Source organism: Streptomyces sp. NBC_01454, assembly GCF_036227565.1.
Lineage (GTDB): Bacteria > Actinomycetota > Actinomycetes > Streptomycetales > Streptomycetaceae > Streptomyces.
The window spans coordinates 3,767,289-3,790,094 of record NZ_CP109460.1 but is presented as its reverse complement, the minus strand read 5'-3'; the positions used below and the strand labels follow the sequence as shown (position 1 = coordinate 3,790,094).

Annotated in this window: 16 protein-coding genes, 1 tRNA gene and 1 other RNA gene; 12 read left to right on the top strand and 6 right to left on the bottom strand. The window is 72.2% G+C overall.

The annotated features are described in order from the left end of the window. Positions 1-5: 5 nt before the first annotated feature. From OIU81_RS16565 to OIU81_RS16550, 4 genes are all read right to left on the bottom strand, one after another. Positions 6-1,829: a lasso peptide isopeptide bond-forming cyclase gene (locus OIU81_RS16565; protein WP_329155185.1), complete on the bottom strand. Its 1,824-nt coding sequence runs from the start codon at positions 1,827-1,829 to the stop codon at positions 6-8. 180 nt (positions 1,830-2,009) lie between these two features. Next, positions 2,010-2,144, bottom strand: a complete 135-nt coding sequence (locus OIU81_RS16560) for a lasso RiPP family leader peptide-containing protein (RefSeq protein ID WP_329148588.1) — start codon at positions 2,142-2,144, stop codon at positions 2,010-2,012. Between the two features lie 659 nt (positions 2,145-2,803). Continuing rightward, on the bottom strand, positions 2,804-3,103 hold the full coding sequence (locus OIU81_RS16555; protein ID WP_329148586.1) for a hypothetical protein: 300 nt from the start codon (positions 3,101-3,103) through the stop codon (positions 2,804-2,806). A 1,117-nt stretch (positions 3,104-4,220) separates the two neighbouring features. After that, positions 4,221-4,308, bottom strand: a tRNA-Ser gene (locus tag OIU81_RS16550). Between the two features lie 131 nt (positions 4,309-4,439). Between OIU81_RS16550 and ffs the strand changes: the two genes are divergently transcribed. The 10 genes from ffs (at position 4,440) to OIU81_RS16500 (ending at position 15,571) form a co-directional block, all read left to right on the top strand. Beyond that, positions 4,440-4,538: signal recognition particle sRNA small type (gene ffs / locus OIU81_RS16545), an RNA gene on the top strand. A 44-nt stretch (positions 4,539-4,582) separates the two neighbouring features. After that, a complete protein-coding gene (locus OIU81_RS16540) occupies positions 4,583-7,060 on the top strand; it encodes a DNA polymerase III subunit gamma and tau (RefSeq protein ID WP_329148584.1) in 2,478 nt (825 codons plus the stop codon). A 159-nt stretch (positions 7,061-7,219) separates the two neighbouring features. Next, complete coding sequence (locus tag OIU81_RS16535) at positions 7,220-7,570, top strand: YbaB/EbfC family nucleoid-associated protein (RefSeq protein ID WP_329148582.1); 351 nt, start codon at positions 7,220-7,222, stop codon at positions 7,568-7,570. A 51-nt stretch (positions 7,571-7,621) separates the two neighbouring features. Continuing rightward, positions 7,622-8,221 carry a recombination mediator RecR gene (gene recR, locus OIU81_RS16530; protein ID WP_018089931.1) on the top strand — a complete coding sequence of 200 codons (600 nt, stop codon included), beginning with the start codon at positions 7,622-7,624 and terminating at the stop codon, positions 8,219-8,221. After that, the gene (locus OIU81_RS16525; protein ID WP_329148579.1) at positions 8,214-8,876 is read left to right on the top strand and encodes a DUF5063 domain-containing protein; all 663 of its coding nucleotides are present in this window, start codon (positions 8,214-8,216) and stop codon (positions 8,874-8,876) included. Before recR ends, OIU81_RS16525 begins: the two co-directional genes overlap by 8 nt. Positions 8,877-9,304: 428 nt before the next feature. Then, the gene (locus OIU81_RS16520; protein ID WP_093484354.1) at positions 9,305-10,576 is read left to right on the top strand and encodes an aspartate kinase; all 1,272 of its coding nucleotides are present in this window, start codon (positions 9,305-9,307) and stop codon (positions 10,574-10,576) included. Next, entirely contained in the window at positions 10,573-11,703 is a 1,131-nt protein-coding gene (locus OIU81_RS16515) for an aspartate-semialdehyde dehydrogenase (protein ID WP_329148574.1), read from the top strand. Before OIU81_RS16520 ends, OIU81_RS16515 begins: the two co-directional genes overlap by 4 nt. Positions 11,704-12,096: 393 nt before the next feature. Then, on the top strand, positions 12,097-12,762 hold the full coding sequence (locus OIU81_RS16510) for a SigE family RNA polymerase sigma factor (RefSeq protein WP_443073998.1): 666 nt from the start codon (positions 12,097-12,099) through the stop codon (positions 12,760-12,762). Next, positions 12,759-14,489 carry a hypothetical protein gene (locus OIU81_RS16505; protein ID WP_329148570.1) on the top strand — a complete coding sequence of 577 codons (1,731 nt, stop codon included), beginning with the start codon at positions 12,759-12,761 and terminating at the stop codon, positions 14,487-14,489. The genes OIU81_RS16510 and OIU81_RS16505 overlap by 4 nt, the downstream gene beginning before the upstream one ends. 98 nt (positions 14,490-14,587) lie before the next feature. Next, positions 14,588-15,571 (top strand): SURF1 family protein, encoded by a 984-nt coding sequence (locus OIU81_RS16500; protein ID WP_329148568.1) that lies wholly within the window; start codon positions 14,588-14,590, stop codon positions 15,569-15,571. Positions 15,572-15,611: 40 nt separating this feature from the next. On the opposite strand, the gene OIU81_RS42350 is transcribed toward OIU81_RS16500, so the two are convergent. After that, positions 15,612-15,860, bottom strand: coding sequence for a hypothetical protein (locus tag OIU81_RS42350; protein WP_443074188.1), 249 nt, complete (start codon positions 15,858-15,860; stop codon positions 15,612-15,614). Here OIU81_RS42350 and OIU81_RS16495 point away from each other — a divergent pair. Beyond that, positions 15,840-16,835: a cation diffusion facilitator family transporter gene (locus tag OIU81_RS16495; RefSeq protein WP_443074145.1), complete on the top strand. Its 996-nt coding sequence runs from the start codon at positions 15,840-15,842 to the stop codon at positions 16,833-16,835. The two genes, OIU81_RS42350 and OIU81_RS16495, sit on opposite strands and share 21 nt — an antisense overlap. Positions 16,836-17,083: 248 nt before the next feature. Here the strand turns inward: OIU81_RS16495 and OIU81_RS16490 are convergent, their stop codons facing one another. Continuing rightward, positions 17,084-18,886, bottom strand: a complete 1,803-nt coding sequence (locus OIU81_RS16490) for a S9 family peptidase (protein WP_329155183.1) — start codon at positions 18,884-18,886, stop codon at positions 17,084-17,086. A gap of 519 nt (positions 18,887-19,405) precedes the next feature. On the opposite strand from OIU81_RS16490, the gene OIU81_RS16485 reads away from it, so the two are divergent. Next, a complete protein-coding gene (locus OIU81_RS16485; RefSeq protein WP_329148563.1) occupies positions 19,406-22,780 on the top strand; it encodes a non-ribosomal peptide synthetase family protein in 3,375 nt (1,124 codons plus the stop codon). Positions 22,781-22,806: the final 26 nt, after the last annotated feature.

Here is a 22,806-nt window from a genome sequence, read left to right as displayed (position 1 = left end):
AGGGGTCAGACCTCCGAAGTGACAGTGCCGTTGCCGGTACGGGGGGTGGTGCCGTGGTCGGCGGCGGTGCGCAGCCAGGTCTCGCAGCCGAGCAGGCTCTCCAGGGCCTGGGCGGTGGTGTTGTCCGGCTGCGGCCGGGCCAGCCGCAGCCGGAGCGCGGCGGTGTCGATCAGACCGCGGGCCGCCAGCGCGGAATCGGCGAACAGGTCCAAAACGGCGGGCAGGTTGCGGCGCAGCCCCCGTCTGATGTCCTCGCCGAACTCGCCTTTGGTGGACCGCGCCCGGATCGCGTCCGGCACGATGCCGTGCATCGCATCGGCCAGCAGGGGCTTGTACCGCCAGGGCCCGGCGTGTTCGTGTGCCGGTACGCGGAGCACGGCGTCGAGGACGGTGTCGTCCAGATACGGCATGTCCAGCTCCACCCCGGACTCGGCGTACAGCCCCGCCAGCAACCGGTAACTGACCGTATTTGAACGGATCATGAGCACCATCGTGTGGGTGGCGAGGTCCTCGGCGAGGGGTCGCGCACGGTCGGCGGCGCGGCGCAGTGCGTCCCGGGCCAGCGCGACGCCGTCGGGAGTCATCCAGGGCGCCGCACGTACGGGGCCCAGGCCCCAGCCCAGCGCGGGGCGCCGCAGGGGCGGGCGGGGCTCGGTCAGCAGCTCGGCCTGGTCGCGCCACCACGAGGGGAGACTTCCCGGCTGCGCGAGCGCGGCGAGCGTCGCCTTCAGCGGCCAGCGTTTCAACGCGCAGTGCGCCCGTACGTGCTGGAGGGCCGTCATCGGATGACGGCGCAGCAACGCGTGCAGATAGGACGGCATCGGGGAGAACAACTCGTCGCCGCCGTGCCCCGCCAGATGCCGGCGGGACCCGCGGTCCGCGAGCAGCCGGGCGCCCCGGCGGATCCGGGCGGTCGCACGCGTCAGCGAGATGGGCTCCTCGGCGGACACCGCGCGCCCGGGGTCGGCGAAGATCTCGGGGAGTTCGTGCTGCGGCACGACGAGGTGCTCGGCACGGTCGAGCAGCCGCGACGCATGCCCGGCGTAGGCCGCGTCGTCGTTGCCCGCGTCGGCCTCGCCCCAACGGAAGGTCAGCAGCCGGGGCGTGTGCCGGGCCGCCAGAAAACACAGGGACGTCGAATCCAGCCCGCCGGACAGATCTGCGCTCAACCGGCCTTCGCGGGGCGCACTGCGGTCCACCACGGAGGTCAGGGCGTCCCGTACCGCCGCTGTTCCGTCGCGCAGCGACCGGTCCGGCTTCGGCGGACGCCACCACACCGCTTCCCGGTCCCGGTTGCCGTCCCACAGCAGACAGTTCTCCGGGGCGAGCGTGCCGATGCCCGACCATGCGCTGCGCGCGTTGGCCGGATAGGGCACCTGCAACCCGCAGGCGACATGCAGCGCCAGCGTTTCCTCGTCCACCGGGGCCCCGGTCATCGCGGCGAGGACATCGGACCGGTCCGCGGCGACCCGCACCCCGTGCACCCGGGTGTGGAAGACGCGGCGCAGCCCGGAGGCGCTGCCCTGGACCCGGACCTCCCCGTTCACCGAGGCCACGAGATGGCAGGACCCGAGCAGCGAGGGAACGGCCCGCTCCACATCGGACATCCGGGAGACGCGGGCGGCGAGCCGCGTCAGCCCGTCATCCGTGACCGGGCACGACCCGAGCACGGCCAGCCGTACCGGCCCCGCCGCGGCCACCCGCACCTGATCGCGGGACCACTCGCCGACCAGCCACGGCCGCCCGGAGGCGTGCGCGAGCACTCCGGCCTGCGCGAACGGCACGAGCGACCGGAGCTCCGCACCGTCGGCGGTGTCCGGCAGGACCACGAACCCAGCACTCAACTGCGCCATCCCCCCGCCGGCCCCCTGGCCGAAGAGCGCGCCGCGCGGAAGCACCGAATGCCTCGACGCCGCGGCGGGCCGGAGCCCTCATGAATGAAGAAGGAGACCGGGCTCCACACAGGCAGGCCCGGCTCCCCCCGTCGGTCACTACTTCCGGCAGACGGTTTACCAGTAGTAGTTGAAGAACCAATCGGGCGACGTGCCATGCCAGTTGCCCAGGGTGTCTTCGGTGAACTCGCCGACCTCGACCAGCATCGGCGGAATGTATTCCGTGGGCGCCTGCTCGGACTGCTCGGGCATTGCCACCTCCGTTTTTTGCCACCAGCAATACGGACTTGTGATTGCGGAACGTAGCACCGGGCCGAACATCGCCTCTGTGATCTGGATCACATGAACTACCCAGTGGAATGCAAGCAGTTCGCAAGAAAACCAGCTCCGTGTATGCGCCACCCACAAAACCGGAAGACGAAAAAAGGCGGGTCCGGCGCGCCGCGGGTACCCCCACGTGAGTGAACGGCGCGGCGCGGCGGTGCCGGCCCCGGACCCGGGCCCCACCTCGCTCGTGCGGCGACCGGGCCTTGCCGCAGTGAGGGCGCACTCCCGGCTCACTCCGCCGGCGCACCGGAATCGGACCGCCGGGCATTCTCACCCCGCTCGTGACCGTCGTGTGCGAGCGCCCGGGAAAGCGCGGCCGCGCCGTACCGGTACGCCCGCGGGTTCAGCACGGCCGATGCCGGTTGCCGCCACGCATCGGGCAGACAATTCCCTCCCCGCACTCCTCCCTCCGGCATCTACCCGGCAGACCCCGCCCCGGCCTCACGACGAGATCGAGCCACCCACCGACAAACCGTCGAACGGGAAAACCCGCAAAACCCGTTCGACGGTTTACCGTGGCCCACTCCAGGAATTCCCGGACGCGCCACCGGAATCGACGATGCCGGAATCCCCCAGGGGGACTGTCAGAAGCGCACCGAGCGATCCCGGGTGACGGTCGGAACGGCGAGCACGGCATCGAACGCCGCGGGGATCGGGACGCGCTGCACCGAACTCTGCATCCGGATCCGGTGCAGCAGTGGCGCCCCTTGAGCGTCCCGCGGTGACCGGCGCAGGTCGGACAGGGTGATCCCGTCGCCCCGTCCGGCGTCGATGAGCGCGGCCTCGACGCTGCCGGGCTCTGGCGGCCCGAGCTGCGCCTCGGCGAGACTGAAGCCGGCGTCGAGGCTGTCGTCGGGATACCTCTCCGGAACTGACCTCACCACCACGGCGCGCCCAGGCCGTCAGCCGGGATGGCCTGGGCTCTCGCCAGAACTTTCTCGTCGAGGGCCCCCACAAGGGCACGCAACTCGCGCGCACTCTTCCTGGGCAGCGCGTGCAGCACGACCTCGAGGTGGCTGCGGAATCCGACGCCGTAACACCCGCACTCAAGGATGCCGCAATCAGACGCTTCGAGTTGGTCCACGAGTTGCCTGACAGGGCCCTGGGCAAGTGCCTTCCAGTGCCAGAACGCTTCTTCCGTGGCTCCGGGCCAGAAGCGGGTGCGTTCCAGCTTACGGAGGTCCGCTTGGCAGGCCCCTGAAAGACGATCAATGAACGGGTACCGCCGCCTCGGACGGTGGAGCGGAACTTCGCCCCGCAGGGCTGACGGGCGCCTACGCGGCATTGCCCTTTCGGTCGTCGGTCATGGAGGCAAGGTACGGAACCACGTGTCAGGCGGCCACCACATTTCCGATGGTGTCCCGTCGTGCGCTGGGCCGGTGTTGATCCCGCCGGGCGACAGACCGCGAAGTGCCTCGTAGAGATCGCTTTGACGGAGCGATCGGCGTCGAGAGCCATGGCCTCCTGATCGCCGGAGACTTTCCGGATCTCCCCAACGGTCCACCCGGCCGGTAGCCGCGCGCCAGCCAGCCATGCGGCGATCATGAAACCTACTCGGCGGGTCGGGCGCCGCGTCGACGGTGAGCTTCTCGATCCAACCGACTTCGGTCCGACTACGCGCACGGATGCGGGGACGACCCCTGCGGACGGAAGCCGGCTACTGCCTCCAGCGGGGGCAGACCTCTGCTGCTCCTCGGCGGTCCGATCGTCCTGCTCGGCGCGATCTCGCGATCTTGGGGTGGGATCCCGGGGGAGCCCTGGGAGCCCTGGAAGCCCGGGGAGCGGCCCGGATGCGCGCTCGGCACCTGCGCCTCACCGGGCTGATGCCCGGAAGGCCACGCAGCAATTCCAGGGACGCTCCGGGCATCGCGCGCGGCCGGCTGTGACGAGCACCGAGACGAGCACCGAGACGAGAGCGGCGACAGAGAACGGCGACGGAGAACGTCGAAGGGCCCCACCGCAAGCGGTGGGGCCCTTCGACGTATTGCCCGGTGAGAGCAATGGCGGAGGATACGAGATTCGAACTCGTGAGGGGTTGCCCCCAACACGCTTTCCAAGCGTGCGCCCTAGGCCACTAGGCGAATCCTCCGCCGCAAACAATACAAGACGTTGGGGAGTGCTCGCGAACATGATCCGCAGGAGGGGGCCCGCGAGGGGGCGGGGTGGGTCGGGGGCGGGGGTACGGGTCGTTTCCCGGGCCGGGGATCCGCTACTGTGGTGCGCAGCCCCTCACGTGGCGCTATCTGACTGAACTCCCCCAGGGCCGGAAGGCAGCAAGGGTAGGTCGGCTCTGGCGGGTGCGTGGGGGGCGCTTGCGTTTGCGGGCCGGTCGGTTGTCAGTGCGGGCCGATATCGTCGTATGCGTGTCGTCCCTCGCGCTGTACCGCCGCTACCGCCCCGAGACCTTCGCCGAGGTCATCGGGCAAGAGCACGTGACTGATCCGCTGCAGCAGGCATTGCGGAACAATCGCGTCAATCACGCCTATCTGTTCAGTGGGCCGCGTGGCTGCGGCAAGACGACGAGCGCGCGGATCCTGGCGCGCTGCCTCAACTGTGAGGAAGGTCCCACCCCCACGCCCTGCGGGACGTGCCAGTCGTGCGTGGACCTGGCCAGGAACGGCCGGGGCTCGATCGATGTGATCGAGATCGACGCGGCGTCGCACGGTGGCGTGGACGACGCCCGTGAGCTGCGGGAGAAGGCCTTCTTCGGGCCGGCGAGCAGCCGGTACAAGATCTACATCATCGATGAGGCGCACATGGTGACCTCGGCGGGCTTCAACGCCCTGCTGAAGGTCGTCGAGGAGCCGCCGGAGCATCTGAAGTTCATCTTCGCGACCACCGAGCCCGAGAAGGTCATCGGGACGATCCGGTCGCGTACGCATCACTACCCCTTCCGTCTGGTGCCGCCCGGGACGCTGCGCGAGTACCTGGCTCAGGTGTGCGGGCAGGAGGACATCCCGGTCGCGGACGGTGTGCTTCCGCTGGTGGTGCGCGCCGGTGCCGGGTCGGTGCGTGACTCGATGTCCGTGATGGACCAGCTGCTCGCCGGTGCCGCATCCGACGGTGTGACCTATGCCATGGCGACGGCGCTGCTGGGCTACACCGACGGGTCGCTGCTGGATTCGATCGTGGAGGCCTTCGCCGCGGGGGACGGGGCGGCGGCCTTCGAGGTCGTGGACCGGGTCATCGAGGGTGGCAACGACCCGCGGCGCTTCGTGGCGGACCTGCTGGAGCGGCTGCGGGATCTGGTGATCCTGGCGGCCGTGCCGGACGCGGGGGAGAAGGGGCTGATCGATGCCCCCGCCGATGTCGTGGAGCGGATGACGGCGCAGGCGTCCGTCTTCGGGGCGGCGGAGCTGAGCCGGGCCGCCGACCTGGTCAATACGGGCCTGACGGAGATGCGCGGGGCGACCTCGCCGCGGCTGCAGCTGGAGCTCATCTGCGCGCGGGTGCTGCTGCCGGCGGCGTACGACGACGAGCGGTCGGTGCAGGCGCGGCTCGACCGGCTGGAGCGGGGTGCCGGTGCCGCGCTGCTGGGCGGAGCCGGTGGTGCGGGCGGCGCTGCGGGCCACGGAGGAGACCTGGGGCCGGGGGCCCCGCCGGTGGTGGCGTCCGGTGGCGGGCCCGCAGCGGGCTATGTGCCGGGGCCGGAGGCGCATCCGGCGATGCCGGCCGCCGGCCCGTCCGGTCCGGCCGCGGCGCGCGCCGCGGTCCGGGGCGCGGCGAGCGGCGGCCAGGGGGGCGGCGTGGCCGCTCCGGGGCCGCAGACGGCAGGAACGGCGGCGTCCGGCGCCCCGGCGGCCGTACCCGGCGGTGAACAGCCGAGCGGCCCCGCGGGGACGCAGCAGGCTGCCCCGGCGGAGGCGCAGCAGCCCCCTGGGCAGGACGACGGCCCTGCGGGTGCGGCCACCCGGCCCGGGGCCTGGCCGGGCGGTACGGCCAAGGGCAACGGCGCCGGCAGCGGAAGCACGGCGGGCGGGTCCGGCGGGGGCGCCGGACGGCAGCCCGGCGGCTGGCCCACGGCCGTGGCACCGGGGCAGGGCGGGGCGCCCGCCGCGTCCGGGCCCCCCGCCGCGTCCGCACCGCCGGCCGGCCCGCCCGCGCCCGCAGCGCAGCAGTCCACCCCGCAGGCCGGTACGGCCCCGGGAGCGGCGCATGGTGCCGCCCAGGTACGGCAGATGTGGCCGGACATCCTGGAAGCGGTGAAGGACCGCCGGCGCTTCACCTGGATCCTGCTGAGCCAGAACGCCCAGGTCTCCGGCTTCGACGGCACGACGCTGCAGATCGGCTTCCCCAACGCCGGCGCCCGCGACAGCTTCGCCAACGGCGGCAGCGAGGACGTCCTCAAGGATGTGCTGGCCGAGCGGTTCCAGCTGCAGTGGCGGGTAGAGGCGATCGTCGACCCGTCGGGCGGCGCCGGCCCGCCGGCCGGTGGTGCCCCCCGCGGCGGCGGTGGCGGCGGCTTCGGCGGCGGAGCGCCCGCCGCCCCGCAGCAGGGCGCCCCGCAACCCCCGCCGCAGCAGGGCGGCCCGGCCGGGCCCCCGTCGTCCGGGGGCGGGTACGGACCGGGCGGTGAAGCAACCGGCGGTGGCGGCGGAGGCGGCAGCCAGGGCGCGCGGATGGCCCGGGAGGCCGTGTCGCCGGCGGCGTCCGCGGGCGGCGGCCAGGGCGGGCCTGTGGCGGAGCCCTCGTACACGCCGCCGGAGCCCCCGCCGACGTCGATCGAGTACGACATGCCGGCCGAGGACGACGCCGATCTCGTCGACTCCGCGCTCAGCGGCCACGACCTGATCGTCCGCGAGCTCGGTGCGACGGTGCTCGAAGAGTTCAACAACGAGTAGACGGCGCCCACAAGCGCCCCGGACCAGCCGCTGAGCAGGTCAGCAGACGTCCACCGGACGTACATCCGTGCTCCTCCCTACGGCGTAGGGCGCGGGGCCCGTGAAACACGTAGGCTCGGGCTACCGCACCAATCGTTGTCGTATGGCAGGAGTCACGTCGTGATCCCCGGTGGTCAGCCCAATATGCAGCAGCTGCTTCAGCAGGCCCAGAAGATGCAGCAGGATCTCGCGGCCGCCCAGCAGGAACTCGCGGAGACACCCGTCGAGGGCTCCGCGGGCGGCGGCCTGGTCAAGGCCACGGTGACCGGCTCCGGTGAGCTCACGGGCCTGGTCATCGACCCCAAGGCGGTCGACACCGACTCCGCGGAGGAGACGGCCGAGACGATCGCCGACCTCATCCTGGCGGCGGTCCGGGACGCCAACGCCAGCGCCCAGCAGCTGCAGCAGCAGAAGCTCGGCCCGCTCGCCCAGGGTCTGGGCGGTGGCGGGATCCCCGGTCTCCCCTTCTGAGGAGTAGCCAACTAGCGTACGCAGCACGGCAGAAGAGAAAGAAGACGTTCCGTGTATGAAGGCGTGGTTCAGGACCTGATCGACGAGCTGGGCAGGCTGCCCGGCGTCGGTCCCAAGAGCGCGCAGCGGATCGCCTTCCACATTCTTCAGGCCGAGCCGACCGATGTCCGCCGGCTCGCGAACGCGCTGATGGAGGTCAAGGCGAAGGTCCGGTTCTGCGGCACCTGCGGCAATGTGGCGCAGGAGGAGCAGTGCCGGGTCTGCCTGGACCCGAGGCGCGATCCGGCGGTCATCTGCGTCGTGGAGGAGCCCAAGGACGTCGTGGCGATCGAGCGGACCCGTGAGTTCCGCGGTCGCTACCACGTCCTCGGTGGGGCGATCAGCCCGATCGAGGGCGTGGGCCCCGACGACCTGCGGATCAGGGAACTGCTGGCCAGGCTCGCGGACGGCACCGTCACCGAGCTGATTTTGGCCACCGACCCGAATCTGGAGGGCGAGGCCACGGCCACCTATCTGGCCCGCATGATCAAACCCATGGGCCTGAGAGTGACGCGACTGGCCAGCGGACTGCCGGTCGGGGGCGATCTGGAGTACGCGGACGAGGTCACGCTCGGGCGGGCCTTCGAAGGGAGGAGACTTCTCGATGTCTGATGCCACGCTGCACAACGCGACACAGGACCCGGACGACTTCGCCGTATCGATCTCCGACTCGATCGAGAGCTTCATCGTTGCGGTGACCGAGGTCGCCAAGGGTGACGAGCCGGACAGCGCGGTGCCCTTCCTGCTGCTGGAGATCTCCCAGCTGCTGCTGACCGGCGGCCGCCTGGGGGCTCACGAGGACTTCGTTCCCGACGAGCGGTACGAGCCGGACATCGGCCCGGAACCGGACGTCGACGAGCTGCGCGAGCGCTTCGCGACCCTGCTCGAACCGGTGGACGTCTACTCCGAGGTCTTCGACCCGTACGTGCCGCGCAGCGAGCCGGTCGCCAGCCGGATCTCCGACGACCTGGCCGACATCATCACCGATCTGCGCCACGGCCTGGCGCACTACCGCGCGGGCCGGGTCAGCGAGGCCCTGTGGTGGTGGCAGTTCTCCTACCTTTCCAACTGGGGCCCGACCGCCTCGGCCGCCCTGCGCGCGCTGCAGTCGCTGGTCGCCCACGTACGCCTCGACCAGCCGCTGGTCGAGCTGGACGGCCTGGACACCGACAGCGACGTCACCGCCGACGAGGAGCGGCTCGCCGAGGAGGCCGGCAAGGTCATGGCGGCCGAGATCGCGGGCCCGCTGGGGCTGCGGGGAAGCTGACCCCGGGGGCGGGCGCCGGGGCCGTGAGCCCCGTCCGCCGTCCGCCGCCAGGTCCGCGCTCCCCGTCCGCCGTCCGCCGCCGGGGCGCACGAGGCGCCTGGCGCCGGCTCTCCCGTGATGCCTCGCGCCGTGGCCGGACCCTGTGAGCTGGGTTACGTTTTCGTGTGTACCGGGCTGGAGCGGGCATGTGCTCGCCGGGCAGGCGCAACGGTGCGCCGTGTGGATACCGCCGTGGGACGCGGAACTCACGAGTTCAGGTGGCCATGGTGATCAAGCCGATCACGGTGGTCAAACAGTGAGTCACGCGTCTCAGGATGCGGTATCAGCAGGGCGGACTCCGCTTGCTCGTTAGACTGAGCCGACCGCAGTACCCCCATTTCCGGGGGTCCGGGAGGAAACTCCCGATGAGACAGTTGCGAGGAGCGCACGTGGGCCTTGTCGTGCAGAAGTACGGCGGCTCATCCGTTGCGGATGCCGAGGGCATCAAGCGCGTTGCCAAGCGAGTCGTCGAGGCCAAGAAGAACGGCAACCAGGTTGTCGTGGTGGTTTCGGCGATGGGCGACACGACGGACGAGCTGATCGATCTCGCGCAGGAAGTGTCCCCGATTCCGTCGGGGCGCGAGTTCGACATGCTGCTGACCGCCGGAGAGCGGATCTCCATGGCCCTGCTGGCGATGGCGATCAAAAACCTCGGTCACGAGGCGCAGTCCTTCACCGGTAGCCAGGCCGGTGTCATCACCGATTCCGTGCACAACAAGGCACGGATCATCGATGTCACGCCGGGCCGTATCAAGACCTCCGTCGACGAGGGCAACATCGCCATCGTCGCCGGCTTCCAGGGCGTGTCCCAGGACAAGAAGGACATCACGACGCTGGGCCGCGGCGGGTCGGACACGACCGCCGTCGCGCTGGCGGCCGCCCTGGACGCCGATGTCTGTGAGATCTACACCGATGTGGACGGTGTCTTCACCTCCGACCCGCGGGTCGTGAAGAAGGCCCGGAAGATCGACTGGATCTCCTTCGAGGACATGCTGGAGCTGGCCAGCTCCGGATCCAAGGTGCTGCTGCACCGCTGCGTCGAGTACGCACGCCGTTACAACATCCCGATCCATGTCCGTTCGTCCTTCTCGGGACTGCAGGGCACGTGGGTCAGCAACGAACCGCAAGGGGACCAGCCGATGGAGCAGGCAATCATCTCGGGCGTCGCACATGACACCTCCGAGGCGAAGGTCACGGTCGTCGGAGTCCCGGACAAGCCGGGCGAGGCCGCGCGCATCTTCCGTGCGATCGCGGACTCCGAGGTCAACATCGACATGGTCGTGCAGAACGTGTCCGCCGCGTCGACCGGTCTGACCGACATCTCCTTCACGCTGCCCAAGACGGAGGGCCGTAAGGCCGTCGCGGCCCTGGAGAAGACCCGTGCGGCGGTCGGCTTCGACTCGCTGCGCTACGACGACCAGATCGCCAAGATCTCCCTGGTCGGCGCCGGTATGAAGACCAACCCGGGCGTCACGGCGACCTTCTTCGAGGCGCTGTCGAACGCGGGCGTGAACATCGAGCTCATCTCGACCTCCGAGATCCGCATCTCGGTCGTCACCCGCGCCGATGACGTGAACGAGGCCGTGCGCGCCGTCCACACCGCCTTCGGACTCGACACCGACAGTGACGAGGCCGTGGTCTATGGCGGCACCGGGCGATGATTCCGGCCGAGGCGGGCCGTCCGTCCCACGCTGACACGGCGGGGGCGGACGCCCGCTCGGCCGCCAGGCCACAGCTCGCCGTCGTCGGTGCCACGGGCACCGTCGGCGGCGTTCTGCTGGGCATCCTCTCCGAGCGGGCCGACATCTGGGGCGAGATCCGGCTGATCGCCTCCCCCCGCTCGGCCGGCCGCAAGCTGACCGTGCGGGGCACGGAGGTCGAGGTCGTCGCGCTGAGCGAGGAGGCCTTCGACGGTATCGACGTGGCGATGTTCGACGTCCCCGACGAGGTCTCCGCGCGCTGGGCGCCGGTCGCGGTGTCCAAGGGCGTGGTGGTCGTGGACAACTCCGGCGCGTTCCGGATGGCCCCGGACGTGCCGCTGGTCGTCCCCGAGGTCAATGCGCACACGGCCCGGGTGCGCCCGCGCGGCATCATCGCCAACCCGAACTGCACGACGCTCTCGATGATCGTCGCGCTGGGGGCGCTGCATGCCGAGTACGGGCTGAGCGAGCTGATCGTCTCCTCCTACCAGGCCGTTTCCGGGGTGGGGAAGGCCGGCATCGACACCTTGCGGGGGCAGCTGTCCGCGGTGTCCGGCACGGAGCTGGGGACCGCACCCGGCGATGTGCGAAGGGCCGCCGGGGACACGCTGGGGCCGTTCCCGGCGCCGATCGCGCTCAATGTGGTGCCCTGGGCCGGCTCGCTCCAGGAGGACGGCTGGTCCTCCGAGGAGCTCAAGATCCGCAACGAGTCCCGCAAGATCCTCGGGCTGCCGGACCTGCCGGTCACCGCGACCTGCGTACGGGTGCCGGTGATCACGACCCACTCGCTGACCGTGCACGCCCGTTTCGAGAACGAGGTCACGGTCCGCGGCGCCCACGAGATCCTGGCCGCGGCGCCCGGAGTGGTCCTGTGCGACGATCCGGGCGAGGACGAGTACCCCACCCCGTCCGATGTCGTCGGTACGGATCCGACCTGGGTCGGGCGGGTGCGCCGTTCGCTGGACGACCCGCGGGCGCTGGAGCTGTTCGTGTGCGGGGACAATCTGCGCAAGGGGGCGGCGCTGAACACCGCGCAGCTGGGGGAGCTGGTGGCGGCGGAGCTGCGGGGGCGGCACTCCCGGAGGTAGGGGAGCGAGTCCGGGCTCGGGCCCTGTGGAGTACGCGACTTGGCGGGATCGGTCGCCGTACGCGGGCCGTCTGGGAGATACTTTGCGGAGCGTGTGAAGATTATGTGAGCGAATCGCCAGCACCCCGCTCTTGATCTGGGCTGACGATCCGTTCGACCATGCGCTCCCCGCCCCACTGCAACCGGCAGTTGGACGGGGTGCGTCATCGTGGCCGCCTTCAGGGGTGGCTCGGGGGATCCGCGGGCCGCAGAGTGAGTTCCGGACGGCGGGGCATGCGCGTCGGGGTAAACAGGGCATTCAGGAAGAGCTGGTACGCATGAGGGCATTTGATGCATCGTCAAAAGCGGTGCCTTGCGCGTACAACCCTTGTGGGGGGAAGCGTGTCCAACAAGCGTGGCAGAGGTACTCGGATTCACCATCGCCCCAGCGGGCGCAGCGGCAGGTGCGGCAGTGTGCCCGCCGCGTTCCCGTGCGGCCGGGAGCATGCCGGTGATCGCTCCCTGGCCCACCGCGCGTCCCGCACAGATCCCTCCTCAACGCGGGGACTCTGACGACGCGATGGCAGCGGGCACCACGGTCGACCACCTCACCGAGACCTATCGCGCGCACTACCGCTCCCTGCTCGGGCTCGCCGCGCTGCTCCTCGACGACACCGCCTCCTGCGAGGACGTCGTCCAGGAGGCCTTCATCCGCGTGCACTCCGCGCGTGGACGGGTGCGCGACCCCGAGAAGACCCTCGCCTACCTCCGGCAGACCGTCGTCAACCTCTCGCGCTCCGCGCTGCGCCGCCGCATCCTCGGGCTCAAGCTGCTCTCCAAGCCGATGCCCGACATGGCGAGCGCCGAGGAGGGCGCGTACGACCTGCTGGAGCGGGACCAGCTGATCCAGGCGATGCGCGGCCTCCAGCGCCGGCAGCGTGAGGTGCTGGTGCTGCGCTATTTCGCCGATATGACCGAGGCGCAGGTCGCCGAGACGCTGGGCATATCGCTCGGCTCCGTCAAGGCCTACGGGTCGCGGGGCATCGCGGCGCTCCGCGTCGCGATGGAGACTCCGGCATGAACGGCACCACGTCCGGCCGGTACGACCCGTTCGACTCGCGCGGCGCGCACGAGGCGAGCCCCCCGCTCACCTCAAACACCCCGATCACCCTGAGAAACCCCGGCACTTCACCTCACCCCACAGATCTCATGCACCACCGCACTCCCCATGGCAACCGGCTCGCCCCGACCGGCCCCCCGCCGCCCGGCGCCCCGTACGGCTCCCCTGACGAGCACCGGCGCCCGGGCTCTCCCGGCGCGGAGGGGCGGCATGGCCCGGGCGGCCTGGCCGTCGCGCGGGGCAGGCCCGGCGAGACGGTGCGGGGGCTGTGTGCGGCGCGTACGGCACAGGGCCCCGGGGGCGGCGGACCCGAGGACGGCCACCGGCGCGGCGCCCCGTGCGGGACAGGCGCGAATTCCGGCCAAGAATCCGGCAACGGCGATGACATCGGTGTCGTGGCCGGCGCACCGGACACCGCCGCCGCACCGCACACGGCAGACACCGGTGGCGCGGCCGACCACTGCGCGTACGACGGACACGGCAGGCGCGCCTACGACGGCGACGAGGGTCACGCCTACGACAGCCGCGGCAGCCGGGCCTACGACGACGATGACACTCATGCCTACGACCGCGCGGCGTTCGACGGCAGCGCCTTCGGAGGCGGCGGCTTCGGAGGCGGGAGCGGCGGCTCCGGCGAGGGGCCCGGCTCCGGCCATCCCACGGGCGGCTTCGGCGGCGAGGACGACCTGCGGCGGCTGCTGCAGTCCCGCGTCGGCGACCTCGAACCGTCACCGGACGCACTGGAGCAGCTGCGCCGCGCCGTGCCCGCCCGCCGGCAGCGCCGCCGCCATGCCGTGGTGGGCGCGGCGGCCGCGCTGCTGCTCGGCGGCACGTCCATCCCCGCCATGGTCCATGTGGCGAACCTCGCCGACAGCTCCGGGGAGCGGCCCGCCAATGCGGCGAGCAGCCAGCACACCCAGGGCAGCGACGAGGGCGCGCACGGCGAGGGCACCGAGCAGGCCGGGCCCCGGCAGCCCGGCGTGGACGGCGGGCTGCCGGGCGCGGACCGGCACGGCGGCAGGGACCGGTCCGCGGGCAAGAACGGCGCGGGCCACGGAGCGGGCGCCGGCACCCCCGCGCCGGACGAGACGATGGACGTCACCTCACCGGTCTGCGGGCGCGAACAGCTCGGCCAGGGCACCAGCACGGTCGGCACGGCGGACTCCGCGGGCCGCATCTACGGCGCGTTCCGGGTGGTCAACACCTCCAGCACCGCCTGCTCCGTGGAGGGCGGCGGCACCGTCGGCGTGGTCGCACGGGGCTCCACGAACCCCGACCGCATCCATGTCGTCGACCACACCTCCGGCGATGAAGCCACCGGTCTGCCCGACCCGGCCACCACCCCTGACCAGCTGGTTCTCAAGCCGGGGGAGTCGTACGAGGTGAAGTTCGCCTGGATCCCGCAATCGGGCGGCGGCACCACCGGCTGCGTCAACCCCGGGCCCTCACCGACTCCCGAACCCACCAAGGACGCCGGCCAGTCCGCGGACACCGGGTCCACGGCGGCGGGCGACGGCGGCGGCCAGGCGGGCGGCGACACGGGCTCCGGCGACAGCGGGGCCGCGGCCGGAGGCATCGTCCTCAGCCACACCCCGGAGGCCGGCGAGCCCGCGGCGGCCGACGCCAAGGTCACGGACGCGTGCGCCGGGACGGTGTACCGGACGGAAGCGCTGGCGGCTCCGCGCTAGGTGGGGGCCGGCGGGGGAAGGGCCAGGTCCCGGTGGGCGGGGCCGGGTGCGGAGGGGGCGGTGCGGCCCGGCCGCGTGGGCCCCGTACCGTTAATGGCGTGTACCGGTTCCTGCTGACCCCGCGGTGGTGGGGAATCAACGTGTTCGCCGTACTGGCGATTCCGCTCTGCATCTTCATGGGGAGCTGGCAGCTGAGCCGCTTCGAGGGCCGCGTCCAGAGCCACCAGCAGCAGGAGAGCCGCTCCGCCCGCGCCAAGGCGGCGGCCGCGCGCCCGGTGGAGCGTCTGCTCCCCGTCGACACGGTGACCTCCGGCCGCCAGGCCAGCGCCCGCGGGCGCTATGACGCCGCCCACCAACTGCTCGTACCGGACCGCACCCTGAAGGACAAGCGCGGCGAGCGGCAGGGCTTCTACGTTCTTGATCTGCTGCGTACGGACGGCGGCAAGGCGCTCCCGGTCGTACGCGGCTGGCTGCCCGGCGACGCCGGTTCGACGGCCGACACGGCGAAGGTGCCCGCGCCGCCCAAGGGCGAGGTGACGGTCACCGGAGCGCTGCAGGCCTCCGAGAACCAGGGCACCGACGGCGTGCAGGCCGGCGGCGGGCTGCCGCAGGGACAGCTCGGCATGATCAGTGCGGCGTCGCTGGTCAACATCGTGCCGTACACGGTCTACGACGCATGGATCACACAGACCGACCCCCGGGCGCCGTTGCGCGCCGTGCCGCCGGCCGCCGCCGAGGGCAGTGGGCTGGACCTCAAGGCCTTCCAGAACCTCGGCTACACCGGCGAGTGGTTCGTCTTCGCGGGCTTCGTGGTCTTCATGTGGTTCCGCCTCTTCCGCCGCGACGCCGAAGCCGCCAAGGACGCGGCGCTGGGCATCGTGCCGGAGGGGGACGGCGGGCCGGACGGCGGGGGAATCGGTGTGGGAGACGGTGCGGGAGCCGGTGCGGGTGTGGCCCCGTCCGGCGCCGGGGCCTCGTCCGAGGCCGAGCAGGGGAGCGACCAGGCTGACAGCCCGGGTGACGGCCCGGGTGACGGCCGGGCCGAGGAGCGGGGCGAGACGGCGCGGGCCGGGCAGGTCTGAGGCCGGGCGACTGTCGCTGCTGCAACGATGTTGCACCTGGTCAGAGGGCGTACCACGGCAGTAGCTGCAATGGGGCTGCCGTGCCACGGTAGGCCGTATGGCAGGCAATCACACTCACCCGCACGGCCATGAGCACGCGCGCCGTGACCACCGCCTCGATGATCACGTGCACGGTGGCCGCCATGATGACGTCGACGCAGGTCGTCGCCCTGGTCCCGAGCAGGCGTCCGGGCCTCAGCCGCCGCACCGTGCCCGTCGCTGGTCGCGGATGCGCCACCGGCTCGCCCACATGGTCACCCCGCACAGCCATGCGTCCACGGACAAGGTCGACGCCGCGATGGAGACCTCGCGCGAGGGCCTGCGCACCCTGTGGCTCTCGCTGGGCATCCTGGGCCTGACCAGCGTGATCCAACTGGTGGTCGTCGCGCTGTCGGGGTCGGTGGCGCTGCTCGGCGACACCATCCACAATGCCGCCGACGCGCTGACCGCCGTGCCGCTGGGCATCGCCTTCGTGCTCGGCAGACGGGCCGCGAACCGCCGCTACACCTATGGCTACGGCCGTGCCGAGGACCTCGCGGGTATCGCCATCGTGCTCACGATCGCCGCCTCCTCGGCGCTGGCCGGCTACGAAGCCGTGGACCGGCTGCTGGACCCCCGCGAGGTCACCCATCTGTGGGCCGTGGCCGCGGCCGCCGTGGTGGGGTTCCTCGGCAACGAGTGGGTGGCTCGCTACCGCATCCGCACCGGCCGCAGGATCGGCTCGGCCGCCCTCGTCGCCGACGGTCTGCACGCCCGTACCGACGGTTTCACCTCGCTCGCCGTCCTTCTCGGCGCGGGCGGCGCGGCCCTCGGGTGGCGGGCGGCCGACCCCCTCATCGGCCTGCTGATCACCGCTGCCATCCTCGTGGTGCTGCGCGACGCGGCCCGGGAGGTCTACCGGCGGCTGATGGACTCCGTCGACCCCGAGATCATCGACGCCGCCGAGGACGCGCTGCGTGGCGTGGACGGTGTCCGCGATATCGGACAGGTCCGGATGCGCTGGATCGGCCATACCCTGCGTGCCGAGGCCGATATCGTCGTCGACTCCCGGCTGACCGTGGTGCAGGCGCATGCATTCGCCGTCGCCGCCGAACACGCCCTCCTCCACGCCGTCCCCCGCCTCACCGCGGCGACCGTCCACACCGACCACACCAGCAACGGCACGGACCCGCATGCGGTGTTGGCTCATCATGGGGAGGGGGTGGGGTGGGGTGAGGTGAACTGAGCTGAGCTGAGCTGGCCGGTTCGGTTGCTTTCCCCCTCCCACCCTCCTCCACCACCACCTGCCCATGGCCGGCTTACGGCCTGGGCCGGCTACGGCCTGGGCCGGCCCAGGCCCAGCCAGGCCCCGGCCAAAGCTCAGTCCCAGCGCAGCCGACCATCCCCGTCGGCAGCTGCCCGAACCGCACCCTCCGACCCCACTCGCCCGCCCCGCAGTCGACGCACGCAGACGCGGGGGCCCCAGCCGAGTCGCTAGTCCTTCGCGCTCACATGGCGCTGGGCGAAGTCGAGTTCCAGGCGGACCTGCTTGATGCGTTCCTCCACGACGAGGGAGCCATGGCCGGCGTCGTAGCGGTAGACCTCGTGGGGATGGCCGCGGCCCTCCAGACGCTTCACGTAGTTCTCCACCTGCTGGATCGGGCACCGCGGGTCGTTGACGCCCGCCGAGATGTACACCGGCGCCCGCACCGCGTCCACATAGGTCAGCGGCGACGACGCCTCGAAGCGCTCCGGGACCTCCTCAGGGGTGCCGCCCAGCAGGGTCCGGTCCATGGCCTTGAGGGCTTCCATCTCGTCGTTGTACGCCGTGACGTAGTCCGCGACCGGGACCGCCGCCAGGCCCACCGCCCAGGCCTCCGGCTGGGTGCCGAGCCCCAGCAGCGTCAGATAGCCGCCCCATGAGCCGCCCGCCAGTACCAGTCGCTCCGGGTCCGACAGACCGGAGGAGACCGCCCACTCGCGTACCGCTGCGATGTCCTCCAGCTCGATCAGTCCGACGCGATGCTTGAGCGCATCCGTCCAGGCGCGGCCATAGCCGGTCGAACCGCGGTAGTTGACGCGGACGACCGCGAAGCCGTGGTCGACCCACGCCGCGGGCGACGAAGCGAAAGCGTCGCTGTCGTGCCAGGTCGGACCACCGTGTATGTCGAACACCGTCGGGAAGGGACCCTCGCCTGCGGGCTGCTGCACCAGCGCATGGATACGGCCGCCCGGGCCCTCCACCCAGACGTCGCGCACCGGGACCGACCCGGGGGCCTTCATACCGGGCGGGTCCAGCACGACCTTGCCGCTCGTCGAGCGCACCTCCGGGGGCTGCGCCGCCGACGACCACAGGAACTCCACCGTGCCGTCCGGGCGGGCCGTCGCACCCGAGACCGTGCCGGCCGGGGTCTCGACCCGGGTCAGCGGACGTCCGGCCGCCGATCCCGCAGCCCCGCCCGGCTCGCCCAGCTCATAGCGCCACAGCTCGCTGCGGGCCTGGTACTCGTGCTCCACCAGCAGGGCGGACCCGTCGGGGCACCAGTCGGCGCCCACATCTCCGGGCAGATCGATCTCCAGGGCGGTCTCCACCCCGGTGAGCGGGTCCCAGATCATCGGCTCCCAACGGCCCCTGCGCTGATGTCCGACCAGCAGCCTGGCGTCCCCGTCGACCGGGGCGAAGCCCATCACGGACAGGCCCAGCTCCTGGGTCCCGCCGTCGGTGTCGTCGAGCTCGGCGACCGTGGAGCCGTCGGGCCTGACGACGCGGATCGCGGAGTGCATCGCATCGCCGTGCTCGGTGTGCTCCAGGGCGATCAGGGAGCCGTCGTGAGAAAGATCGCCGACGCCTGCGGATTCGCGGTGCCGGTAGATCTCCACCGGAGGCTCTCCGGGCCGTACGACATGGACCGTGGAGCCCTCCTCATCCGTGGAGCATCCGACGACCACGGTCCCGTCCCGGCCGATCGCCAGCCCTCCCGAATAGGCGGCGGCGACCCCCGGGGTGGCCGGCTCATCCGGGCCGCCCTCGAAGGGCTGCCGCATCCAGACGCCGAACTCGTCGCCGTCGGTGTCCGAGAACCACCAGATCCACCGGCCGTCCGGCGACAGCGTCCCGTCCGTCGTGCCGTTCGGCCGGTCGGTGACCTGCCGCTGCTCGCCGGTCGACCGGTCCCAGGAGTACAGCTCGAAGGTGCCGGTGGCGTTCGAGACGAACAGGGAACGGGCCGGGGCGTCCTCGGCCCAGTCCGGCAGCCCGATCCGCGGCGCACGGAAGCGCTTCTCCCAGTCCGGCATCGCGTCCACCGCGCCGCCGGAGCCCGCCGCCGACCCCTCCGCTCCCGCTATGGGGCCTGCCGCATCTGTCGCCCCGGGCCCCTGGTGGGTATCGGTCGGCAAAGGCTTCGGGTCGGTGGCGTGAGCTGGGCCTGCGGTCGTCTCGTCAGTCATGAGCCCATTCTGCGCCCGGCGTCGCGGATCCGTCGGCGAGGGTCACCAGGCTGTGGACAACTTCGCCGAATGCGACAACGTACGGGCCCTGACGACGGGCGGGAGGTTCATCGCGCGAGGTGGAACGAGCGCGTCGACGGCGCCACCGGGTACGGGAGCCGCATCGGGCGCGGCCCCGGCACCCGACCGCCGGTCGGTGACCGGAGACCGGTGGCGCGCCCCCGGCGGTGAGGGGACCGACGGTCTCGTGGCACACCACCGGTAACGGGGCGTCAGCGGCCTGTCAGTGCACCTCGCCAGCATGGTGACGCAGGCGATGCCGGACAGCACATTCCTCCGTACATTCCTCCGTAGGTTGGCGATCACGTGTCGAAGACTTTGGGCCGCTCCGTCGCGGCCGGAGCGGCGGGCGGGCGCGCTTCGGGGGACACCGCGGCGGATGCCGCCGCCCGCATCCCGCGCTGGACCGCACCCGGGGCCGGTGCGCCGCCCGCCGTGCCGGCCGCCGACATCGTCCTCCCCCCGCGGCTGACCGCCCGGCTGCAAGCGGTCGCCGAGGAGAGCGCCGCCCCGCTGGACGCCGTGCTGTTGGCCGCCCACCTCAGGGTGGTTGCCGCGCTCACCTCCCGGCAGGAGCCGGTCACCGGGTACGTGCCCGCGGGCGGCGACCCGGCCGCGCCGCACCCGGTCGGCGCGAGCGGGGTGCTGCGAACCACCTGGCGCGAACTCATCGGCCAGGCCGGGCAGGGCTGCCGGCCGCCCGGCACGGAAGGTGGGCCGGGCGGCGGCATCCCGCCGCGTCCCGAGTCCGTCCTCGACCTGTCCGACACCGATCCGGCGGAGGCCCCCGAGGACACCCCGGCGCTGTGGGTGCGTATCGCGGTGCACGCCGGCGGCGTGGTCGTGACGGCCCGGTCCCGTAGCGACGTCATGACCGACGATCAGCTGACCAGGATCGTCGGCTACCACGGCCGGGCCCTGGAGCTGCTGGCCGCGCACCCGGACGCCCCTGCGGGGGAGCGCAGCCTGCTCGCCGAGGATGAACGACACTTCCAGATCTACGGGCTGGCCGGCCCGGCGGAGCCCTCCGACGGACGGCTGTTCGTCGAGCGGTTCGAGGAGCAGGTCCGGCGGACCCCGGATGCGGTCGCGGTCACGCACCGCAGCCGGACCTGGACGTACCGCCGGCTCGACGCCCACGCCCAACGGATCGCGCACGCCCTGCGGGCCGACGGCCTCGCCGACGAGGACGTGGTGGCCGTCGTCATGGAGCGCGGCCTGGAGTGGGCGGCTGCCACCCTCGGCGTGTTCAAGGCCGGCGGCTGCTATCTCCCCGTGCAGCCGGACTTCCCGCCCGCCCGGATCGCCGCCCAACTCGACGGCGTCGACTGCCGGTTCGTGCTGGGGGCCGGTCCCACGGCACCCCCCGCGCCCGACGGCGCCGGCCGGCGCCGGACACTGGACGCCGCCGCCCTGTGCGCCGATGACCCCGCTGCGGGCGGGGGCGTACGCCCGGCCACGGACACCACCGCCGCCCCCGGACGGCGCACGGCACCCGACCGGCTCGCGTACATCTACTTCACCTCGGGCTCCACCGGCACGCCCAAGGGTGTGATGTGCGAGCACGCCGGGCTGCTCAACCACCTGCTGATGAAGGTGACGGACCTCGGCATCGGGCCCGGTGCGGTGGTGGCGCAAACTGCCGCTCAGTCGTTGGACATCTCGCTGTGGCAGCTCGTCGCACCGCTGCTGACCGGCGGCAGCGCCCGCATCGTGGATACCGACGTACTGCTGGACGTGGACCGCTTCCTCACCGAACTCACCGCCGCGCGGGCCACCGTCGTCCAGCTCGTCCCGTCCTACTTCGACGCGCTGATCACGGCCCTGGAACGGCACCCCCGCGACCTTGGCGCGCTACGCGTGGTCTCGGTGACCGGCGAGGAGCTCAAACGGGACCTGGTGCGCCGGTGGTTCGCCTGCCGGCCGGACATCCGGCTGGTCAACGCGTACGGCGCGACAGAGGTCTCGGACGACACCATGCACGAGATCCTCGACCGGGTGCCCGACCGAGGGTTCGTCACGCTCGGCCGGATGCGCCGCAACGTGCGCGGCTACGTCCTCGACGAACAGGGCGGCCTGGCCCCGCTCGGTGCCACCGGGGAGATCGTCTTCTCCGGCGTCGCGGTCGGCCGCGGCTACGTCAACGATCCGGAACGCACCCGGGCGGCCTTCGTCCCCGACCCGTTCCGGCCGGGCCAACGGATGTACCGCACGGGCGACTTCGGGCGCTGGCTGCCCGAGGGCCGGCTGCAGTTCCTCGGCCGCCGCGACCAGCAGGTCAAGATCCGCGGATATCGCATCGAGACCGGTGAGGTCGAGAACGGGCTGTTGGCCGTCGACGGGGTGAAGGACGCGGTGGTCGTCGCCTCCGCCGGCAGCGACCGGCACAAGGTGCTGGTCGCCTTCCTCGTCGGCACCGGCCGCCCCGACACCGGCCGGCTCCGCGACGTCCTCGCCGGCCACCTCCCGGACTATCTGATCCCCACCTACTGCCACTGGCTGGACGCCCTGCCCGTCAGCGAGAACGGCAAGGTCGACCGCAAGGCGCTCACCGAGCTGGCCGGCACCCTCGGCCATGCCGACGCCACCGGCGCCGCCCCCGCCACTCCCACCGAACAGCGCCTCGCGATGGCCTGGGCCGAGGCCCTGAACGCGCCGCTGCAGTGCATCGGGCGGACCGACAACTTCTTCGCACTGGGCGGCACCTCGCTCTCCGCGACCTGGCTCGTGGTCAAACTCGACCGGCTCGTCTCCCTGGCCCGGATCGTCGCCCACCCCGTCCTTGCCGACCTGGCTGCCGTCATCGACGCGGGCGACGGCACCGCACCGGACGACACCGCGGCACCGCTGCTGCGGTCGCTGACCGTCGCGCTCCCGGACCGCACCGCACCGGCCGGGCGCCTGGTCTGCTTCCCCGGCGCCGGCGGGAACGCCGTCAACTTCCTCGCCCTCGCCCGGGAACTCGCCCCCTGCGGAGTCGAGGTGTACGGCGTCGAACTGCCGGGCCACGACTTCGTGCCCGGCCCGCAGGACCTGGTGGACGTGGCGGAGGCCGCCCGCCGGGTGCACCAGGAGCTGCGGCGGCTGCCCGGCGCACCGCTGCTGCTGTGGGGCCAGGGGGAGGGCGCCGCACACGCCCTGGCACTGGCCCGGCTGCTTCAGGACGGTCCCGGCGCCCCCCGCCGGGTCTTCGTCGGCGGCGCCGCCCCCGGCCGGGCGGCCGGACTGCCGGAGCGGATGGAACGGGTCCGCGCCATGAGCGACCAGGAGGTCACCGCGGCCCTGCTCCGCGAGGGCGCCTACGTGGAGTTCGACGGGCTCAAGCCCGAACGGGCCCGGCTGATGGGCCCCGCCTACCGGCACGACGTCCACTCGGCGGGACGCTTCCTGCTGGCCGCCTGGCAGCACCCCGCGGCCCACCGCATCACCGCGCCCCTCGCACTCGTCGTGGCCGCCGGCGCCCCCGACGGCACCCCGCCCGGTGCCCACGCCCACGGGGACTGGCAGCTCCTCTCCGACGACGTCACCCACCACGAACTGGACTCCGGCAGACCGCACTTCCTCCGCACCCGGGCGGCCGACGCCAAGGAGCTGGTGCTGGCCGCGCTGGCCGCGCCGACCGCGCCGGCCTCGCCCGTTCCGGCCCCGGTGCCGTCGCGCCCCGCCCCTCCGTCCCTGTGAGACCCCTTCGTACCCGTGAGGAAACC

Excerpts from the sequence above, each read along its gene's own strand:
- OIU81_RS16560 (WP_329148588.1), bottom strand. The coding sequence starts at position 2,144 with ATGCCCGAGCAGTCCGAGCAGGCGCCCACGGAATACATTCCGCCGATG.
- OIU81_RS16525 (WP_329148579.1), top strand. The coding sequence starts at position 8,214 with ATGTCTGATGCCACGCTGCACAACGCGACACAGGACCCGGACGACTTC.
- OIU81_RS16515 (WP_329148574.1), top strand. The coding sequence starts at position 10,573 with ATGATTCCGGCCGAGGCGGGCCGTCCGTCCCACGCTGACACGGCGGGG.
- OIU81_RS16505 (WP_329148570.1), top strand. The coding sequence starts at position 12,759 with ATGAACGGCACCACGTCCGGCCGGTACGACCCGTTCGACTCGCGCGGC.
- OIU81_RS16495 (WP_443074145.1), top strand. The coding sequence starts at position 15,840 with ATGCGCCACCGGCTCGCCCACATGGTCACCCCGCACAGCCATGCGTCC.
- OIU81_RS16490 (WP_329155183.1), bottom strand. The coding sequence starts at position 18,886 with ATGCCGGACTGGGAGAAGCGCTTCCGTGCGCCGCGGATCGGGCTGCCG.